We start from the raw sequence: 17171 nt of genomic DNA, 5'->3' as shown, positions 1-17171 counted from the left end.
CTATGAAGTAATACATACAGAATATAAATGAAAATGAAATTTGTTACAATTGATTAAATAATAAAAAATAAATCGAACGAAAATGTCAGCTTGACTGTCTAATAAGTAGAAGGGGGGTGTATGTGATGGATGAACAAGCATTGGTGAAGCGTGCGATAGCTGGGGACGAAGATGCATTTTTACATCTAATAAAACAATATGAACAGACGATGTACCATATGGCATTTGCTTATTTAAGAAATGAACACGATGCCATCGAAGCAATACAAGAAGCTACATATCGAAGCCTAAAAAAGATACATACCATAAAAGAACCAGATTATTTTAGTACGTGGCTTGTCCGAATTTTACTCAATATTTGCCATGATATGCGTGAAAGAAGCAGACGTCTTGAATTGCAGGAAGACATAGAAATCAGTGATAATGCCCCCAATTATGAGCGCTTTGAAATGACAGATATCATTACAAAGCTACCAAAAGAGCAGCAAGAGCTTATTTTTCTAAAATATTTTCAAGATTATAAAAATCAAGATATCGCTAGACTTCAAAATATTCCAGAAGGAACTGTGAAGTCAAGGTTACATGCGGCATTGAAAAAGCTAAAACTATATTTTAAGGAGAAGGGAGAGCTATAGATGAAACAGCTAGAAAAGCATGATTATGATATTTTTGTCAAAGAACTAGCGAAAATTGATATACCACATGAGCATTTAGAAGAGTCGCATCGGAAAAGTGTCATACGCTTCCAAAAAGAAAAGCGTAATCGACACCGAATATGGAAAAGCATTGCTGTTACTTGTGCATTGCTGCTACTTTTTGTAACGTCTATCCGTGTATCTCCAGCTTTTGCAAGTACCATCGCAAAAATCCCAGGCTTTGCGCCGTTAGTAGAGATGATTACGTTTGATAAAGGGGTCAAAGATATACTCCATAACAACTATTATGAGGAACTAGGACTGTCACAAACAAAAAACGGTGTATCATTTACACTTCAAGGAGTTATTGCTGATGAAACAGGTATGATATTGCCTTATATATTTTCGGCACCGTTCGATGTTCATGATTTAGCAACCAAGAAAATGGAGCTCCGTCTAAATGGTGAGGTATTACCCGCTGGAATAAGTTACAGTTGGTATAGCGAAAAAGAAACATCTTTGATTGAAGATAAATTTGTGGCTTCCTTTAAAAATCCTATAAATTATGACAATGCTAATTTTGAACTATATATACAATTTACAGATGAAAAACAAACAGAGTTTACGATCCCATTCTCACTTAAAAAGCCAATAGCGAAAACAAAGTCCTATGTATTGAATGAAAAAATGAGCTTTGAAGGTCAGCAAATCACCATCAAGTCTGTATCTATTTCACCGCTCCGTACAGGTGTTACAATCGCTCTCCATCCACATAATGATCAGCGTATTTTAGGATTTGATGATATTCGTCTATTGGATGAAAAAGGGGAGGAATGGACGACAATCAATAATGGCTTAACAGCTACAGGTAATCTACTAGATGAAGAAGAAACATTCTTTATGCAAAGTAATTATTTTAGAGAGCCCAAAAAGTTGACCTTATCCATTGGAAAAGTAAAAGCATTACCGAAAGGGCAAGATTTTATAGAGGTAGATTTTAACCAAAAGAAAGTTCTATCGAAACCACCTCTCCCAGGCTTAAAAGTTCAAGTTAATAAACACATGGTAACAATAAATGTTCCAACTTCTTATGAAAATAAAAATATCGGTTTACTTGGTACAGCCATAGATGCAAATGGCGAAACTGTTTATAGTAATTCAGCAAGTTATCATAGACCTGATGAATACGTAATCGAACAAACCGAAACATATAACATGAAGGGAGTCGTCAACCCAGTTCGCATCTATTTCTCACATTATGAAAACTTTTTAGATGGAACTCAAACAGTTGATATTCCAGTGAAATAGAGGTAGAATTTCGGTGCCGAAATAAATAAGAAAAAGAGAAATAGTGGTACCTTTGAATAGTCTATATAACTATGTTAAAAAAAGAGTCATTTTTATTCTTCCTGCGTAAATGTTAAGTAAGACTAAAACATTGAGGAGGAATTAAAAATGACTCAATTTACTAGTAAATTTTAAGCTTCAGCGTCTGGTGTAAATGAACGTGTCGCCAATTCAGCGTCAAGCATAAAGATGGCGTTAGAATCATTTTCAATGCGTTCAATTTTACGAATTAACGTGTCGAATGTTGATTCTTCCTCCACTTGCTCGTCAATGAACCATTTTAAAAAAGCCATTGTCGCATGCTCACGTTCGTCTAAAGCGATATCCGATAGATTATAAATACGGCGAGTCACTTCCTTCTCGTGTGAAAGGGCCGTTTTGAAAGCATGTAAAATAGACTCGAAATGATTATCTGGGCTATCGAAGCCATGGATTGTTGCACGGTAGCCCATATCGCTTAGGAAATTATAAAATTTCATCGCATGGAAGCGCTCTTCTTCAGCCTGTACTAAAAAGAAGTTGGCAAAGCCATCGTAATCTTGATCTGTGCAATATGCCGCCATCGCCATATAAGCATGCGCAGAGTAAAATTCAAAATTCATTTGTTCGTTTAGTGCTGTGTGTAGTTTTTCAGATAACATAAAAGATTTCCTCCCTTTGCAGTAAATACCTGCTGCATCTCTTTTAGTATACAGCGAAGAAGGGCAGTGTGGCAATTTAATTGATTTTTATTCTCAATTAGGAAATTTAATCAAATTCATTTTTTAAACGCCAAATGACCTCTAAAAGATTGACAAATAAATTAATGAAATCTAAGTATAGATTTAAAGCCATGCCTACTACTTCATCATCTGAAACGTGATTATGTCGGATTCGGTTAAAGTCATAAACCGTATAGAGACTAAAAAGTAGTACAGTAATTCCTGCAATAATTAATGCGACCAAGTTGCTAACAGGGAAAAACATAAAGGCTAATGAAAATACAATAACGACGATTAATACGGTGAATAAATAGCTTCCCCAATTGGAGATGTCTTTATTCATCATCATACCTATCAGTGCTAGTATAATAAAAATAGCTACAGTCGCTACGAAAACAAGTAAAACAAGTTGTTGCCCTAGCTCTACAATGTAAAATTGTGTTGTCCAAAATAGTAAAATTCCCATTAAAAAGGGGATTGTATACATAATGGAATTAGCAAGCTTCAGGTTACGTACAAAGATAACAATGATAAGAAGTACAAGCGCAATAATGGATATTGGCATGACAATTGCAGGAGGTAATAATGTTGCTATGTACATTCCGACAACGGTTAATACCCACATAAAAGCAAAGTGTTTTAAGATCTTATTTAAGTTTTGATTTTTAGCATACGCCATATAGAAAAATCCTTTCTTTTGTAAAATAACTTTTATATAGTAACATACGAATCAACATTGAAAAAGATTCAACTATAAAAAAATATGTATTATTATCATCATGTGGTGATGACTGGTTACCAAGTATCCGGGATTTGATCGTACAAACAATACCCGGCCTTCGCTAGACCGGGTATTATTTTAGGCATTATTTTACATTTTTCCTTTGGTTTTTCACACCAACTAAATAGCCACCAAGGGCAATTGCAACTAAGACAATCCAGAAAATGGCCTTCCAAACTGTTGAGTGTGGAAATTCATGTGGGATTATACCTAGTTTTTCGTGTGCTAAAGTTAAAACAGCCAGCTTTACACCAACCCAACCAACGATTAAGAAGGCAGCTGTTTCAAGTGATGGATAATTATCGAGTATTTTCACGAACCAACGAGCAGCAAAACGCATCATAATCACACCGATAATACCACCTAAAAACATCACAGCGAATTGCCCAGCATTAATGCCGCCAACATCGAAATTTCCGATATGAGGTAGTGTAACAGCAATAGCGACAGCAGCTAATATTGAATCTATGGCAAAGGCAATATCAGCAAACTCAACCTTTAGTACGGTCATCCAGAAGCCAGATTGTTTTTTATTGTCCTGCGTTTCCTCGGGATTTTGTTTGGCTTTTCGGGAATCATAAATATGCTTCGTTGACATAATTAATAAATAGGCAGCACCTAGAGCTTGGATTTGCCAAAAGTTAACGAGCGTTGTAATAAGAAATAGTGCCGCAAAGCGAAAAACAAATGCACCCACTAAACCATATAGCAATGCTTTTTGCTGTTGATCTTTTGGTAAATGCTTAACCATAACGGCCATAACTACGGCGTTATCGGCTGCTAATAAACCTTCTAATACAATTAATACGACAAGGACCCATGCGTATTCTAGTAAAATTGCCTCCAAATGTATTTCCTCCTTTGTACTTTGAACAGAAATGAATAAATTGCTTTTAACTTATTCTTTGCTATTTTAGGCAAAATAAAAAGACCTCTGCCTAAAAAATAGGCAAAGGTCTTGCTAAGCTAATTAATTGGTTGTTGCACAGAATATCTGTACGCCAAGATATGCCTTCACACCCGATGGTAAATAACCATGTAATGACGAATGTGAAATCAGATGCTTTGTTTACATCTGCTAGCTACTCCCCTTTGACATAATTGTCAAAAGCTATTCAATTCTTTATACATGAATTATAGCATGCTAATCATCAATTGCAAATGAAAATGTGAAGATATGTTAAATGTTTTGACGGTTATTGCCAGGGAAGGCTATTTAAATATTTTTTTGTGGATTGGATAAAAAAAATTAACGACTAGGTGACTCCTTCAGGAATAGCAAGATAAATTGGAATGTGAAAATGAATAAATATATTTAATCCAAAATAAAATATCCTCTTAAATAATTATTCACATTTAAGGGGATACTTTTAGCCTACTCATTAAATGTTCCCGTAAATGTTTTACGGCCAGTATTTACTTGGTTAACGTCTATTTCTAATTTCCTAATAGAACTAGGTGTTAATGGAATCTTCCCGTCTTTCTCTATCTTTTTCCATACTTTCACATTTTTTCGGTATAGCTGTTCAGAAAGGCGATAAATATCAATATCTTTCGCTAATGCTTCTTTATACGTTGTTCGAATTTCTTTTTTCACTTCTTTTATAATCTTTTTTCTTATTTCATCTTCTGAAATATTGTTTTTGAAACCATTTAAAATTGCATTTATTTTTACATGGACATCAAATGTTACTTGATCATTTTTAACTAGTGGTTCAATATCTACTTTTATTTTTTCCAATGTTGCTGTCAAATAATCTGTTTCGTCACCCTCTATTTTAAACGTTATTTCACCTCGGTGCGTTCTATTATGCATCCATTGCATGCCTCTTGCGGCATCATTCTTAATAAAGCCTTTAAACCCACTTTTAGAAAGTACCCCGACTCCTGTTAAGGCAGTTTCCTGACCTTGTTGCTCTGCAGTTTCCCAGTTTTTACTGATCGTTACATAAGGGATACCAATTTCGTGATTTGGATCATTTAAGCCAATAACTAAATTTCGAAAATTAACGGGCTCGACGAATATTTCTTTATCGGCTGTATCTAAAGGAGTACTAAGCTTTGATGATATTAGAGATGTATTCAAAATCGGCGTTAGAAGAAGGATGTCTTTTATAGAATCTTGTGTACAATAGGTCCATATTTGATACCTTGTTTCCCTATACCGCAATACAGTGTCTATAACGGAGAGGGCATTTTTATTTTTCATCGCTTCCTCGGAGAAAATTATAAATGTCATATGCCCCCAAAACACTTTTTGGTCGACGGATTGAAATAATTTATAAAGTGCTTCTTCCATTGTTTTTCCTTTAGAGTGTCCAACCTCAGTCTGTACTGTTTTTTGAGGATTAGGATACTCGAATTTTGCAACATTGGTGAAGTTAATTAATTGCATGTATATTACATACTGACCATCTTTATAATCAATACCAAGACCATCTACATAATACATTCTTTGAGCTTCATAAACATCCCAACATCCTGAAAGAAGGAGTGAAGTAGCTAAGCTTGATAATATAATAATTTTTTTCTTCATTGCTTCTTCCTGTTTTTAGATGTACGAGTGTTATCTTGGGGTGCAAGTGCTTTATTACGCTCGGCATAGCCTTTTGGTGATAAGCGGAAGATCGATTTTTTAATAGTTGTCCAATTTAAATCTGTTGCAAGATTCATGTAAGAATAACCGTAAATTCGGATGTTACATAAGTAAAGAAGTGTAAAGTAAAGTGAGATGAAAAAGCCAAATAAACCAAAGAAAGCGCTGGCAAGAATGAACGCAATACGCAATATACTGATGGTTGTGACAAGAGATTGGTTCACAAGAGTAAATGATGCAATTGTAGAGATCGCTATAACGACAATCATTTCTGGACTTGTCACACCAGCGCGAATGGCTGCATCACCTATAATTAAACCTCCAACTACACTTATCGTACCACCAATAACAGAAGGCAGACGTAAGCCGGCTTCTCGAAACAATTCAAACATAAGTAGCATGATTAGCATTTCGAGTGAGGAAGGGAGAGGTAAACCTGTTTTTGATTGGACGACGGTTGCTAAAAGCTGGAATGGTAGCTGATTTTGATGATAGGTCGTCAAAGAGAGCCAAAATGCAGGCAATAGCAAACCGATTAAAATGCCAACGATCCTCAAAAGTCGTTCTATAGAACTGAAAACGATGGGATATTCATTATCCTCAGCGGATTTTAATAATAAAAATAAATTAACCGGTGTGATAATGCCATATGCTACACCATCGACGAAAATAAGAAAGCGTCCTCTAATTAGAGCCTGAATAGCATAATCGGGTCGTCCTGTGTAATCGAATTTTGGGAAAAGCTTGGAGTTTTTATTAATTCGCTCCATTAATATATCTCCACTAAAGACAATATCTGTATCTACAGCTGTCAGTTGTTTTTTAATTCCGTGTAAAATATCCATATCGACAATATCATCAAAATAAAGAATAGCCACGCTTGTTTTTGAACGTTTGCCTAACTCCATTTTTTCTACACAAAAAGAATTCGTAGGTAAACGTTTTCGTAATAGTGCAATGTTGACCCGGATGTCTTCAATAAAGTTATCCCTTGGTCCCTTAACGAGAACTTCCATCCTCGTTTCTTCAGGATTTCGATTAGGCTTTTTAGCAATATTACTAGCATATAAAAGTTCTTCCTCTTCAAAATAAAGCAGAAGGAAACCAGTATATACAAAGGTAATGGCTTCTTCTTTATCTTTGATTTTTTGAAGAGTCGGAACATGAAGTTGCTGTGTAATATTATCTTCAAAGGTTGTATCAGCTAAATTGTCATAAAGGTACTGAACACGCCGAACAATGACTTCATTGAGCATTTGCTGGTCTATCATTGCATCACAGGTAATGAATTGAACCTTTTTTTGATTAAATGTATATTCCTGAAATTGAATATCTGCTGATTTTTGAAATAGTTTTTTTAAGGTGTTTAGATCTATCGCCTTCTCCTGCTGAGGCATTATGATTCACCACTTTCCATCTGTTGTTTTTCAGATTTCTTTTTTTGGGGAGACTTTCCCGAAAAGAACGCAACTAGTACGAAAAAAATTGACAGAAGAAAAAAGAAAATTAAAGTTACTGTTAATATATAGTTCCCTTTCACCTTCAAAAATATGTTTTCATTTAAAATAATTAGCGGTAGACAAAGTAGAAAGAAGGGTGGACCTATCATTCTCCATATTTGCTTTGGGGCCCCAGTCATTTTCAATAAATCCGCTATAACATATAAGAGGAAGCTAACTCGTATAAATGTACCTGTAAGCCATTGGTATATTGAGAAAAAGTCAAGATGCTCAATATAGCGACCAATTGAAACTAGTCCCCATTCCTCGTAGGCAGGATATCTTTGCTTTGCGGCTTCGGTAGGACCGAATTCTGCAATTGCTCCAAGGAGTGGACCTAAAGTAAGCCCCATTAAAATGAAAAGTATGATGCCAAAATGATACCAACGAAGACGATCTTTAAATTGGTGCTGTAAAAATAACAGTATGATTAATTCAATAAATCCTGATGCCGGGTAAACCATCCCTTTAATAACGGGTTGGAATCCATGCTCAAAAAATGGACGTAATAACTCATATTCTTTTACCTGTATATTTGTAAATGCTACAAAAAAACCAAAGACTACTACACCAAATAATACAAAGACATTTAACATAACAATGGTTTGTAAGCTAGTTGTAACGAGTAAAATACAAAGAATTGTATAAATAAGTAATAATATAATAACCGGTGTTTCAGGTAAAAACGTTGTGTTTACCCATTGCAATGTTTCAACCATTGTAAAAGCAGCTAGAATGAGTAAATAAATAACGATAATGTAGATGACAATCGTTGAGCCTATTTTCCCGATTTTCCCATCTAACCAATCTCTAATAGGTTCTTGATTCGTCTTTTTTTGAATATAAACTAAAAGAAATAGCCAGAAGAATATAATAACAGTAGCCATTAATACAGATGCCCAACCATCTCTCCCTACAACTTTGAGTATTGGGGGAATAATTGTCACGTGATTTTTTAAGCCAATAACAGTCATAGATAAAAAGACAACATGTAAAATACTAATCGATCCTACGCCTTTCATATAAAAACCCTCTAACGTTAATTGATACATTTTAGCTTAGACAAAAAGTGAGGGGATTATAAGTATGACAAACTACTCTGAAAAGAGAATTTTAACTTCTTGCAGCAGTTGGTAACGAAAGCAAAACGTCAGCTACAGAAGTTCCCAACTTTAAAGGTGGTGAGGTGAAAGCGGTTTCGAGTCATTTAGAAGTTAAAGCCGATTCCGGACTAGTTCATGAAAAAATTTTTTATAGAAATACTTAAAGGGCAGTAAGTCTCCCCACATTAAGAACTGAGGTGGGAGACTTACTGCCCGTAAAAGCCCGATTGGTGAAATTAATAACCTGTGGGTATAGAAAACCCCCACGGATTAAAATTTACTTTATTGCAGATGATTAATGAATGTAATTAGAGCTAACAAGATCCTTTTTAAGGACATTTGTTGGGATTTCGAATTCTACTACGCCCATATAGCCTGGTGCCACTTCATACTTATCAAAGGAAATCACAAGTTTACCTTTATCAGAAATATAAAATTGCTGGTCTGCTTTAATAGCTGTAAAGTTGTCCGTAACCTCTTCATCTGGTAGCCCAGCACCATTTACCCAGTACACTTTTCTGGGGTTAGGTATAGCCATTTGCTCCCGCATTTGTTCCTTAATGTTTTCACTGATAGTTTTTATATAATTGTTATCTTTAAATAGCATTGGTAATGTAATTAAAATTTCATTTTGTTTATCAATCGTATCGTAGTGCATCGTTGTAGAAGAGGATCCTACTGTATTGACAGTGTAACGACCAATCGACAAGATTTGGTCATTATCTGTTTTTACGTCGTAGCCACTATCTACACCTAAATAGCCGCCACCGTTAGCCTTTAAATCACCAACTTCGGCAATAAAGTCATTATATAGAGCTTTACCTTCTGAACGGTATTTCTCATTTAAAGCATTAGCAAGATCTTTATTTTCTAAGTTTTCAATAGAAGGTACTTTAATGTTTGCATCGTATGTCTCTTCTTTTACTTCATATTCAGTCCAAGTTAAGACTTTTACGACACTGCCAACAACAGGAATATCTGAAAGTGTTCGTGCCATTGCAGGACTGACATTTAAACCAGCTGTAAAAAGCATTGCAGCTGCCGCAGATCCAAGTAACCATTGTGGTGCTCTTTTTTTTCTTTTCTTTTTACCTTGTTTTAATGCGTTTTCAACCACAAAATCAAGCTCCTTTGGAATAGATACCTCATTATATTGTTTTTCTAATTCTTTTAATTTTTCATCCATGTGCTGTTTCTCCCTTCACATCTTCCAACTGTATTTTCAATAGTTTTAGCGCTTTATAAAGACGTGATTTAGCAGTACTCAGCTTAATGTTAAGAATATTTGCAACATCAGCGAGTTTTAAATCTTCGAAATAATGTAAAATAACAACTTCACGGTACATTACGGGTAAGTCTTCTAACGCATGCTCTAAATCAACGTTTTCGTAGACGTCCTCTTGTGCAGGTGTTAAATATTGCAATGTATCATCATCTGTTACTTGTAAGCGTTTATGCTTACGTAAAAAATCTATAGATGTACGTACGACGATTTTGTAAAACCAGCTTTTCATATACTCGACATTTTCTAGTCGATCTAGAGAAAGCATTGCTTTTTGAATACTGTCTTGTACGACATCAAGTGCGTCCTGTTCATTTTTCGTATAGCTATACGCGAGCAAATAAAAACGCTCTTTCTGTTCACGAATTAACTGGACAAACTCCTCTTCATGTTGAAATGCATTTCTTGTTTTCATGTCCAAAGAAGCTCCTTTATAACATTTTCAAATTGTATACAACTACTAGACGTGTGAAAGGGGAAAAAAAGTTGATAGTATAAAAAAATTATCTTATTTTTTTACCATCAAAGGAAAATAATTAGTAATTTATCTAGCATTAATTATCCGTAAAACCCTATAGTGAAGACTAACAATCTGTGGGAATAAAGAAAACCTCCGCAGATGAAAGTTACACTTTAACGTCCATGTTAATTTGTCCAAAAATCATAGCAAATTATAAACCTTTTGCTAGTGCTAAGAAAGGGGAAAAATGAGTTGGGTGTAATTGGAAGTGTCGTTGAGCAGTCTTTATTTGAAACAGGAAGTACAGCTTCTGAAATTATTGAAATAACTGTCGGAGAATGTTGGAGATTTTTAGGAGGATGTTAAATCGTTTTGACAGTATATTAATCTAGTGTTATTATTTACCTAATATTAAATAAATAAAGGTGAAATGATGAATAAAAGTTTGGATAATAATTATACATTGTTGAATTTTTCCAAAGCCGATAAAGTGATCTTGTGGCTTGGTTTCCCACTACTCGGTTTAGTGCTTGGTTGGTTCCTTCCAAGTATTGCTAAGTGGGCTGTTACTTTACCATGGGTACCCTTTTAAGGGCCTTTAAATCTAGTTGCATCTTATAATGGAGCATGGGTAGGTTTTATCACAATGGTTCTTGGATTGTTTGCGGGAATTATGGTGACATTATTTTCTTTTCATGAAAGCTTAGAAATGACTATTTACGATGAGAAAGTTATGTTAAAACTTAGAGATGATGAAACCATCTTAAAAAAGGAAGATATTTCACTTGTATTTATAGATGGAAAGCAAATAGTACTATTAGGTAACGATGATAGAGAGCTGTTTCGTTATAAACAAGAGCTTAATAGAAATACAGTTGGTGCTGCATTTTTAAAACATAATTATGTTTGGAGTGATACAGCACCTTTTATAGAAGATTATAAAAAATGGGTACTGGATTGCCCTGAGCTATCGCCTGCTGCAAATGCTCTATTAAAAGCAAGAAAAGTAGCGATTGAAGATGGGAATGATGAAGAAGTATTTCAGTTAGCTAAAGAGCTTTGGAAGCTAAGAGTATCTGTAAAAGAAAAAAATAAAAGTCAATATTATCGATAAACGGCAAAAATGGCCTCTTCAAAAATTGAGAATTGACCATTGTAAAACAACATATATACAAAACCAATAAAGCGGTGCAATTCATATAATTGCACCGCTTTATTTTGTTTTTAAAGATATAAATAATCATGAAAAATAGTCATATGTATTTTTTAACAGTAATAGAATTGTCACAACGATAAATAAATTACGTACATATCCGCTACCACGTTTAATGGCAAATTTAGAACCAACGATAGCGCCAGCAATTTGTGCAAGTCCCATTGGTAAACCATAGGCATAATTTATTTGCCCTAAGTATATAAACATAAGAAGGGCGGCGATATTACTTCCGAAATTCAAAAACTTTGCATTGCCTGCTGATTTTAAAAAGTCAAAGCCAACTATTAAAAAGGCAAACAGTAGAAACGAGCCTGTCCCTGGCCCTAAAAAGCCATCATAGTAGCCAATTAAGGTAATGATCACTACGAAAAATGTGTAACGTTTAGGCGTCAGATTTTTATAGGTAGAAACGCTACCCCAGTCTTTTTTGAAAATAGTATAAATAGCCACAGCTGCTAGCATGACAAGCATTAGCGGCTTTAGAACGCTTGGGTCCAAAAGATGGACAATCCATGCACCAAGCATGGAACCTATAAAAACGAAGGGGAACAATTTATAAACAGCTTTAATATCCAATTTTCCAGAGCGATAAAATGTTATGGTGCTCGTTAATGACCCCATAGTGCCCGCTAATTTATTGGTAGCCACGGCTGCAGATGGTGGAAGACCAACAAACATAAGTGCGGGTAATGAAATAAGTCCGCCGCCTCCTACAACAGAATCAATAAATGCTGCTAGAAAGCCAAAAAAAATAAGAATGAGTAAAATGTTTACATCTAAATCGAAAGGCACGGTGGTCATCTCTTTTCTATAATAATTATTTGATAGTAGCGAAATGAAACGGGACTGTAAATAGCTTAAATAGTATTTCTCTATTAATTTTGACAATTAGATATTTTTAAATATTTTAAAATTCTATAAAAATCAAAAATATTCTACTTTGTGTGTATTTTTTAATGTAATATGTAGGTGATAATGTTTTTTGCGTAAAGGGGACGTGATTGCATTTGAGTTTAGGGAATCATATAAGAGTATTTATTTGCGTTGTGTTTATGGGGCTACTTGTCGGATATGTATATAATGCCAAAAAAGATATAACTGATAATGAATATATCGATATAGTAAAAGAAGGATATTTGGGGAATTTTTCAGATGTATCTGTTCGTAATGCATTTAATTACGCATTTTTTGAACCGTATTGGCGGTATTACCAAGCAAAAACAGGTGAACATGTTGTCGAATTATCGGGTGATATTACATTTGAAGGTGAAAAAGGGCATGCCATTTTACAGTTTGTGGTGGATGAACAAACAAAGAAATTTACTGCATATGCAATGAAATTTAATGATGTCGTATTGAGTCCCGTACAAACCCGGTTGCTTATTGGCATGGTTTATGAAACATGGCATTCAAAGCGGCTAGCCTATGAGTAAGGTTTTTTGCTTTGTAAAAAGATCTTCCTATATTAAAGTAGAGGGGAGTGTTTAGACAGAGAGGGTGTTTTTAATGAGATTAAGTATTTTAGATCAAATGCCTATTCCTAAAGATCATACTGCTGAGGAAGCCTTTCAGCGTACAGAACAAATAGCGCTTTTAGGTGAAGAGCTTGGCTATCATCGTATGTGGTTAGCAGAGCATCATAATAGTCATTCACTGGCAAGTTCAGCTCCCGAAGTTACAGCCGCTTTCTTAGCAGCAAAAACAAAACGCCTTCGAATCGGTACTGGAGGCGTTATGATGATGCACTATTCGCCATATAAGTTGGCCGAGGTTTTTAAAACATTAAGTGGCTTGGCGCCAAATCGTATTGATTTTGGCGTTGGCAGAGCTCCTGGTGGTGATCATGCCTCTATTTATGCACTAGCAGAGGGACGGAGACAACGATTTACAGAGCAATACGATAAGCTCGAAATAATATTAAAACTGATGAATAATCAAAAAACAGGGGAAGATGTCTATGATCAAGTAATTGCTGCACCAGCGAATATCCAATTACCTGAAGCTTGGTTACTTGGGTCAAGTGGTCAAAGCGCTATGCAGGCAGGTCGGTTTGGTGTAGGTTATTCATATGCACAATTTTTCACTGGCAATATGTCAAAGGATATATTTGATACGTATAGAGATTACTTTATACCTTCCGATTACATGGAGAAGCCACAAATTATCGTTACTTATGCAGCGACAGTTGCAGATACGCTAGAGGAAGCGGAATATTTGGCGAAACCGATTGATATTACACGTCTTCATCTCATGAAGGGTCAAATTATTCAAGCGATATCACCCGAGGAAGCAAAGGATTATCCACTTACAGAATTGGATAAAATGACAATCGCCAATAATCGAAAAGCCAATCTTGTCGGAACTCCGAAAGAAGTCGCAGAATTTTTAGTAGCAGAGCAAGAGCTTTATGGATTTGACGAAGTGATGCTAAATTGCAATCAATATGCACTAGAAAGTCGCATGAATACTTATACGCTAATTGCGAAGGAATTGTTAAGAACCCCCCAGCTTTAGCCGCGAGAGTACTTACGTAAAACCTTCTAATCGACAAGAGTAGCTTTGATTACACTAGCGAAAAATCTATGAATCTTAAATAAAGGCAGTACAACGAGAAAAATAGAGTTGTGGAGATAGAAATATCAGTAGTTTTGTGAAAAATAACAAAAAAGAAGCGATGTTCAGTACGGGAACGGAACATCGCTTTTTTTGATATAAACTTATGGATCGATGCCAACATCATAACAACCATATATCGTGAATTGGAGCGTTAGCTTATGAAAGATGAAAATTCCCCTGTTTTTTTCTTACCAGTCTCGGTTAAAGTATATGAAGAAGCCCGCTACATTGATGGAATCAAAAAGGGAAGAGAATAAGGTCGTAAACAAGAGCGGGTACAGTTAGTGAAATAATTACTTAAACGGCATGAACAGTTTGAAGAAATAATGAATTATTAGGCTTTATCGAGAGAAGAGATTGAAAGAATAAAGAGTTTGAATTCATACGTATTAAAATCTTTAAAAGAGAATTAGCAAGTTTGAATGACTCCTATCGATTGAATGGTGGTGAAAGTATTAGCCATAGAAATTGATCTCACATACTAAATAGTAAAGGTATAGATAATTTTAAGGTAAAAGTAATATATTTTATAAAAACTGTCCAATGCATACATTTGCACTGGACATTTTCCATTTTAAACTCTAGCAGAGCCACTAACAAATTTCGTATCTTTATAATACATATTTTGAACAAGAACGTTAGGGCCTAAGCATTTTACTGCTGGACAGTGACAGTTTAGTGACTTCGCTAAATCTGTTGCCATCCATTTATCGAAAATCACTGGTAACTCGTCGTTCACAATATTGCCTAGCGCAGGTGTGTCGCCAAAGTCTGTTACAATGACATCACCTGTAAAGATATTGACATTTAAGCGAGAGCGACCATCTGGATCATTACGCATCGTCACGTTTTTTTCTTCTCTCAGTCGTTTTAGAAGCTTTTGATCTTCTTCATTCATACTACATGGATAGAAAGGTAGCGTACCAAATAGCATCCAAGTATTTTCATCTCGAATGTCAAGTAGATGATGAATCGCCTCACGCGTTTCTTCAAGTGATAAAGACGTAAGGGCGCTAGCAAAATCTGAAGGGTACATTGGATGCACCTCGTGGCGTGCACATTTCATTTCGTTGATGATTTGGTTATGGATATGCTCTAAGTAAGGTAAAGTTTTTTTGTTTAACATAGTTTCCGCTGATACCATTACACCGTGTTCCGCTAGCATTTTTGAGTTATCAATCATGCGTTGGAACAAAGCTGCACGCTGTTCATAAGTCGGTTTTCGCTCCATCATGGCAAAGCCTGTTTCGACGAATTCATCGATAGTACCCCAGTTATGTGAAATATGTAGCACATCTAAATACGGTGCAATCAGTAAATAACGTTCTGGTTCCAATGTTAGGTTGGAGTTAATTTGTGTTCGGACACCACGTCCATGCGCATATTTCAATAAAGGCAATACATAGTTTTGAACGGATTTCTTAGACATCATCGGTTCTCCACCAGTGATCGAGATTGTTTTAAGGTGTGGGATTTCATCTAGACGCTTTATAATTAGCTCAATTGGTAAAGCTTCTGGATCTTTCGTTTGTAATGTATAGCCAACTGCGCAGTGTGCACAGCGCATATTACAAAGAGTCGTTGTTGTGAATTCAATATTAGATAGGGTCATATGCCCATGTTGTTCAACATCTAAATACGTTTCCCATGGATCAAAGGCCGGCGTAATTTTTTGTATGGTCTTCATAATTGGTACATCTTCCTTTCTAGCACTCTATTGTCTCATATTCGCTGTTATTTTCAAATATGAAATTATCGAAAGGGCTATTTTTTGGCAAGATGATCATTTTTGTTACTCAATGAAGGAAAAACTTATAACAACTTACCTTTGACGGAAAGGCAGGGTCAACCAACGGAAGGAAATCTTAGAGCGACGGAAAGAACTCCGGCATCGACGGAAGGAAGTCCTTGAGCGACGGAAGGCAATCGAATGACGACGGATCGAATTAGTGGCGACGGAAAGGCGGGGCCAAGTGACGGAAGGAAGTCTTAGAGTGACGGAAAGAACTCCGGCAACGACGGAAGCCAATCGAATGACGACGGATCGAATTAGTGGCGACGGAAAGGTAGGGCCAAGCGACGGAAGGAAGTCTTAGAGCGACGGAAAGAACTCCGGCAACGACGGAAGGCAATCCAATGACGACGGATTGAAATAGTGGCGACGGAAAGGTAGGGCCAAGCGACGGAAGGAAGTCTTAGAGCGACGGAAAGAACTCTGGCAACGACGGAAGGTAATCCAATGACGACGGATTGAACTAGTGGCGACGGAAAGGCGGGGCCAAGTGACGGAAGGAAGTCTTAGAGTGACGGAAAGAACTCCGGCAACGACGGAAGGCAATCCAATGACGACGGATTGAACTAGTGGCGACGGAAAGGTAGGGCCAAGCGACGGAAGGAAGTCTTAGAGCGACGGAAAGAACTCTGGCAACGACGGAAGGCAATCGAATGACGACGGATCGAATTAGTGGCGACGGAAAGGTGGGGCCAAGCGACGGAAGGAAGTCTTAGAGCGACGGAAAGAACTCCGGCAACGACGGAAGGCAATCGAATGACGACGGATTGAACTAGTGGCGACGGAAAGGCAGGGCCAAGCGACGGAAAGAAGTCTTAGAGCGACGGAAAGAACTCCGGCAACGACGGAAGGTAATCCAATGAAGACGGATTGAATTATTGGCGATGGAAAGGCAGGGTCAACCGACGGAAAGAACTCCGGCAACGACGGAAGGCAATCGAATGACGACGGATTGAATTAGTGGCGACGGAAAGGCAGGGCCAACCGACGGAAAGAAGTCTTAGAGCGACGGAAAGAACTCCGGCAACGACGGAAGGCAATCCAATAACGACGGATCGAATTAGTGACCGTAAGATTTCCTAAAATTCTGTAAAATAGGATGATGGATAGATTTACTGTTATTTTTCTCAAAAAACGATATGA

General features: G+C 36.4%; 15 protein-coding genes and 1 pseudogene. 6 read left to right on the top strand and 10 right to left on the bottom strand.

The features are described 5' to 3' along the window. The first annotated feature begins 125 nt into the window (after positions 1-125). Together PVA17_RS17980 and PVA17_RS17975 are read left to right on the top strand one after the other, a co-directional pair. A complete protein-coding gene (locus PVA17_RS17980; RefSeq protein ID WP_274068464.1) occupies positions 126-635 on the top strand; it encodes a sigma-70 family RNA polymerase sigma factor in 510 nt (169 codons plus the stop codon). Continuing rightward, complete coding sequence (locus PVA17_RS17975; RefSeq protein WP_274068463.1) at positions 636-1943, top strand: DUF4179 domain-containing protein; 1308 nt, start codon at positions 636-638, stop codon at positions 1941-1943. Between the two features lie 170 nt (positions 1944-2113). On the opposite strand, the gene PVA17_RS17970 is transcribed toward PVA17_RS17975, so the two are convergent. The 8 genes from PVA17_RS17970 to PVA17_RS17935 all read right to left on the bottom strand — a co-directional run bounded on the left by PVA17_RS17970 (position 2114) and on the right by PVA17_RS17935 (position 10359). Next, positions 2114-2623: a ferritin gene (locus tag PVA17_RS17970; protein WP_248716244.1), complete on the bottom strand. Its 510-nt coding sequence runs from the start codon at positions 2621-2623 to the stop codon at positions 2114-2116. Positions 2624-2729: 106 nt separating this feature from the next. After that, positions 2730-3362 (bottom strand): Bax inhibitor-1/YccA family protein, encoded by a 633-nt coding sequence (locus tag PVA17_RS17965; protein WP_274068462.1) that lies wholly within the window; start codon positions 3360-3362, stop codon positions 2730-2732. Between the two features lie 187 nt (positions 3363-3549). Then, the gene (locus tag PVA17_RS17960; RefSeq protein WP_132359821.1) at positions 3550-4311 is read right to left on the bottom strand and encodes a TerC family protein; all 762 of its coding nucleotides are present in this window, start codon (positions 4309-4311) and stop codon (positions 3550-3552) included. Positions 4312-4839: 528 nt separating this feature from the next. Next, complete coding sequence (locus PVA17_RS17955) at positions 4840-6000, bottom strand: Ger(x)C family spore germination protein (RefSeq protein ID WP_274068461.1); 1161 nt, start codon at positions 5998-6000, stop codon at positions 4840-4842. Then, positions 5997-7457, bottom strand: coding sequence for a spore germination protein (locus tag PVA17_RS17950; RefSeq protein ID WP_132359817.1), 1461 nt, complete (start codon positions 7455-7457; stop codon positions 5997-5999). The genes PVA17_RS17955 and PVA17_RS17950 overlap by 4 nt, the downstream gene beginning before the upstream one ends. Beyond that, positions 7457-8581, bottom strand: a complete 1125-nt coding sequence (locus PVA17_RS17945) for an endospore germination permease (RefSeq protein ID WP_132359815.1) — start codon at positions 8579-8581, stop codon at positions 7457-7459. Before PVA17_RS17945 ends, PVA17_RS17950 begins: the two co-directional genes overlap by 1 nt. A 376-nt stretch (positions 8582-8957) precedes the next feature. Then, on the bottom strand, positions 8958-9848 hold the full coding sequence (gene rsiV / locus PVA17_RS17940) for an anti-sigma-V factor RsiV (RefSeq protein ID WP_132359813.1): 891 nt from the start codon (positions 9846-9848) through the stop codon (positions 8958-8960). Continuing rightward, the gene (locus PVA17_RS17935; protein ID WP_132359811.1) at positions 9841-10359 is read right to left on the bottom strand and encodes an RNA polymerase sigma factor SigV; all 519 of its coding nucleotides are present in this window, start codon (positions 10357-10359) and stop codon (positions 9841-9843) included. The genes rsiV and PVA17_RS17935 overlap by 8 nt, the downstream gene beginning before the upstream one ends. A gap of 475 nt (positions 10360-10834) precedes the next feature. Between PVA17_RS17935 and PVA17_RS25565 the strand changes: the two are divergent. Together PVA17_RS25565 and PVA17_RS25560 are read left to right on the top strand one after the other, a co-directional pair. Beyond that, positions 10835-11305, top strand: a pseudogene (locus tag PVA17_RS25565) (YqeB family protein); the annotation flags it as partial. 27 nt (positions 11306-11332) lie between these two features. Then, on the top strand, positions 11333-11518 hold the full coding sequence (locus tag PVA17_RS25560) for a CysS/YqeB C-terminal domain-containing protein (protein WP_483308033.1): 186 nt from the start codon (positions 11333-11335) through the stop codon (positions 11516-11518). 126 nt (positions 11519-11644) lie between these two features. Here the strand turns inward: PVA17_RS25560 and PVA17_RS17925 are convergent, their stop codons facing one another. Further along, entirely contained in the window at positions 11645-12412 is a 768-nt protein-coding gene (locus PVA17_RS17925) for a TSUP family transporter (protein ID WP_274068459.1), read from the bottom strand. Between the two features lie 215 nt (positions 12413-12627). On the opposite strand from PVA17_RS17925, the gene PVA17_RS17920 reads away from it, so the two are divergent. Together PVA17_RS17920 and PVA17_RS17915 are read left to right on the top strand one after the other, a co-directional pair. Beyond that, positions 12628-13053: a hypothetical protein gene (locus PVA17_RS17920; RefSeq protein WP_248716236.1), complete on the top strand. Its 426-nt coding sequence runs from the start codon at positions 12628-12630 to the stop codon at positions 13051-13053. A gap of 73 nt (positions 13054-13126) precedes the next feature. Then, a complete protein-coding gene (locus PVA17_RS17915; protein WP_274068458.1) occupies positions 13127-14134 on the top strand; it encodes an LLM class flavin-dependent oxidoreductase in 1008 nt (335 codons plus the stop codon). Between the two features lie 676 nt (positions 14135-14810). Here PVA17_RS17915 and yfkAB read toward each other — a convergent pair. Next, positions 14811-15923, bottom strand: a complete 1113-nt coding sequence (gene yfkAB / locus PVA17_RS17910; protein ID WP_274068457.1) for a radical SAM/CxCxxxxC motif protein YfkAB — start codon at positions 15921-15923, stop codon at positions 14811-14813. Positions 15924-17171: the final 1248 nt, after the last annotated feature.

Source organism: Lysinibacillus sp. CNPSo 3705 (assembly GCF_028674935.1).
Lineage (GTDB): Bacteria > Bacillota > Bacilli > Bacillales_A > Planococcaceae > Lysinibacillus.
This window is presented reverse-complemented; position numbering and strand designations above follow the sequence as displayed.

Excerpts from the sequence above, each read along its gene's own strand:
- PVA17_RS17965 (WP_274068462.1), bottom strand. The coding sequence starts at position 3,362 with ATGGCGTATGCTAAAAATCAAAACTTAAATAAGATCTTAAAACACTTT.
- yfkAB (WP_274068457.1), bottom strand. The coding sequence starts at position 15,923 with ATGAAGACCATACAAAAAATTACGCCGGCCTTTGATCCATGGGAAACG.
- rsiV (WP_132359813.1), bottom strand. The coding sequence starts at position 9,848 with ATGGATGAAAAATTAAAAGAATTAGAAAAACAATATAATGAGGTATCT.
- PVA17_RS17975 (WP_274068463.1), top strand. The coding sequence starts at position 636 with ATGAAACAGCTAGAAAAGCATGATTATGATATTTTTGTCAAAGAACTA.
- PVA17_RS17915 (WP_274068458.1), top strand. The coding sequence starts at position 13,127 with ATGAGATTAAGTATTTTAGATCAAATGCCTATTCCTAAAGATCATACT.
- PVA17_RS17970 (WP_248716244.1), bottom strand. The coding sequence starts at position 2,623 with ATGTTATCTGAAAAACTACACACAGCACTAAACGAACAAATGAATTTT.
- PVA17_RS17980 (WP_274068464.1), top strand. The coding sequence starts at position 126 with ATGGATGAACAAGCATTGGTGAAGCGTGCGATAGCTGGGGACGAAGAT.
- PVA17_RS17935 (WP_132359811.1), bottom strand. The coding sequence starts at position 10,359 with ATGAAAACAAGAAATGCATTTCAACATGAAGAGGAGTTTGTCCAGTTA.
- PVA17_RS17950 (WP_132359817.1), bottom strand. The coding sequence starts at position 7,457 with ATGCCTCAGCAGGAGAAGGCGATAGATCTAAACACCTTAAAAAAACTA.
- PVA17_RS17945 (WP_132359815.1), bottom strand. The coding sequence starts at position 8,581 with ATGAAAGGCGTAGGATCGATTAGTATTTTACATGTTGTCTTTTTATCT.
- PVA17_RS17955 (WP_274068461.1), bottom strand. The coding sequence starts at position 6,000 with ATGAAGAAAAAAATTATTATATTATCAAGCTTAGCTACTTCACTCCTT.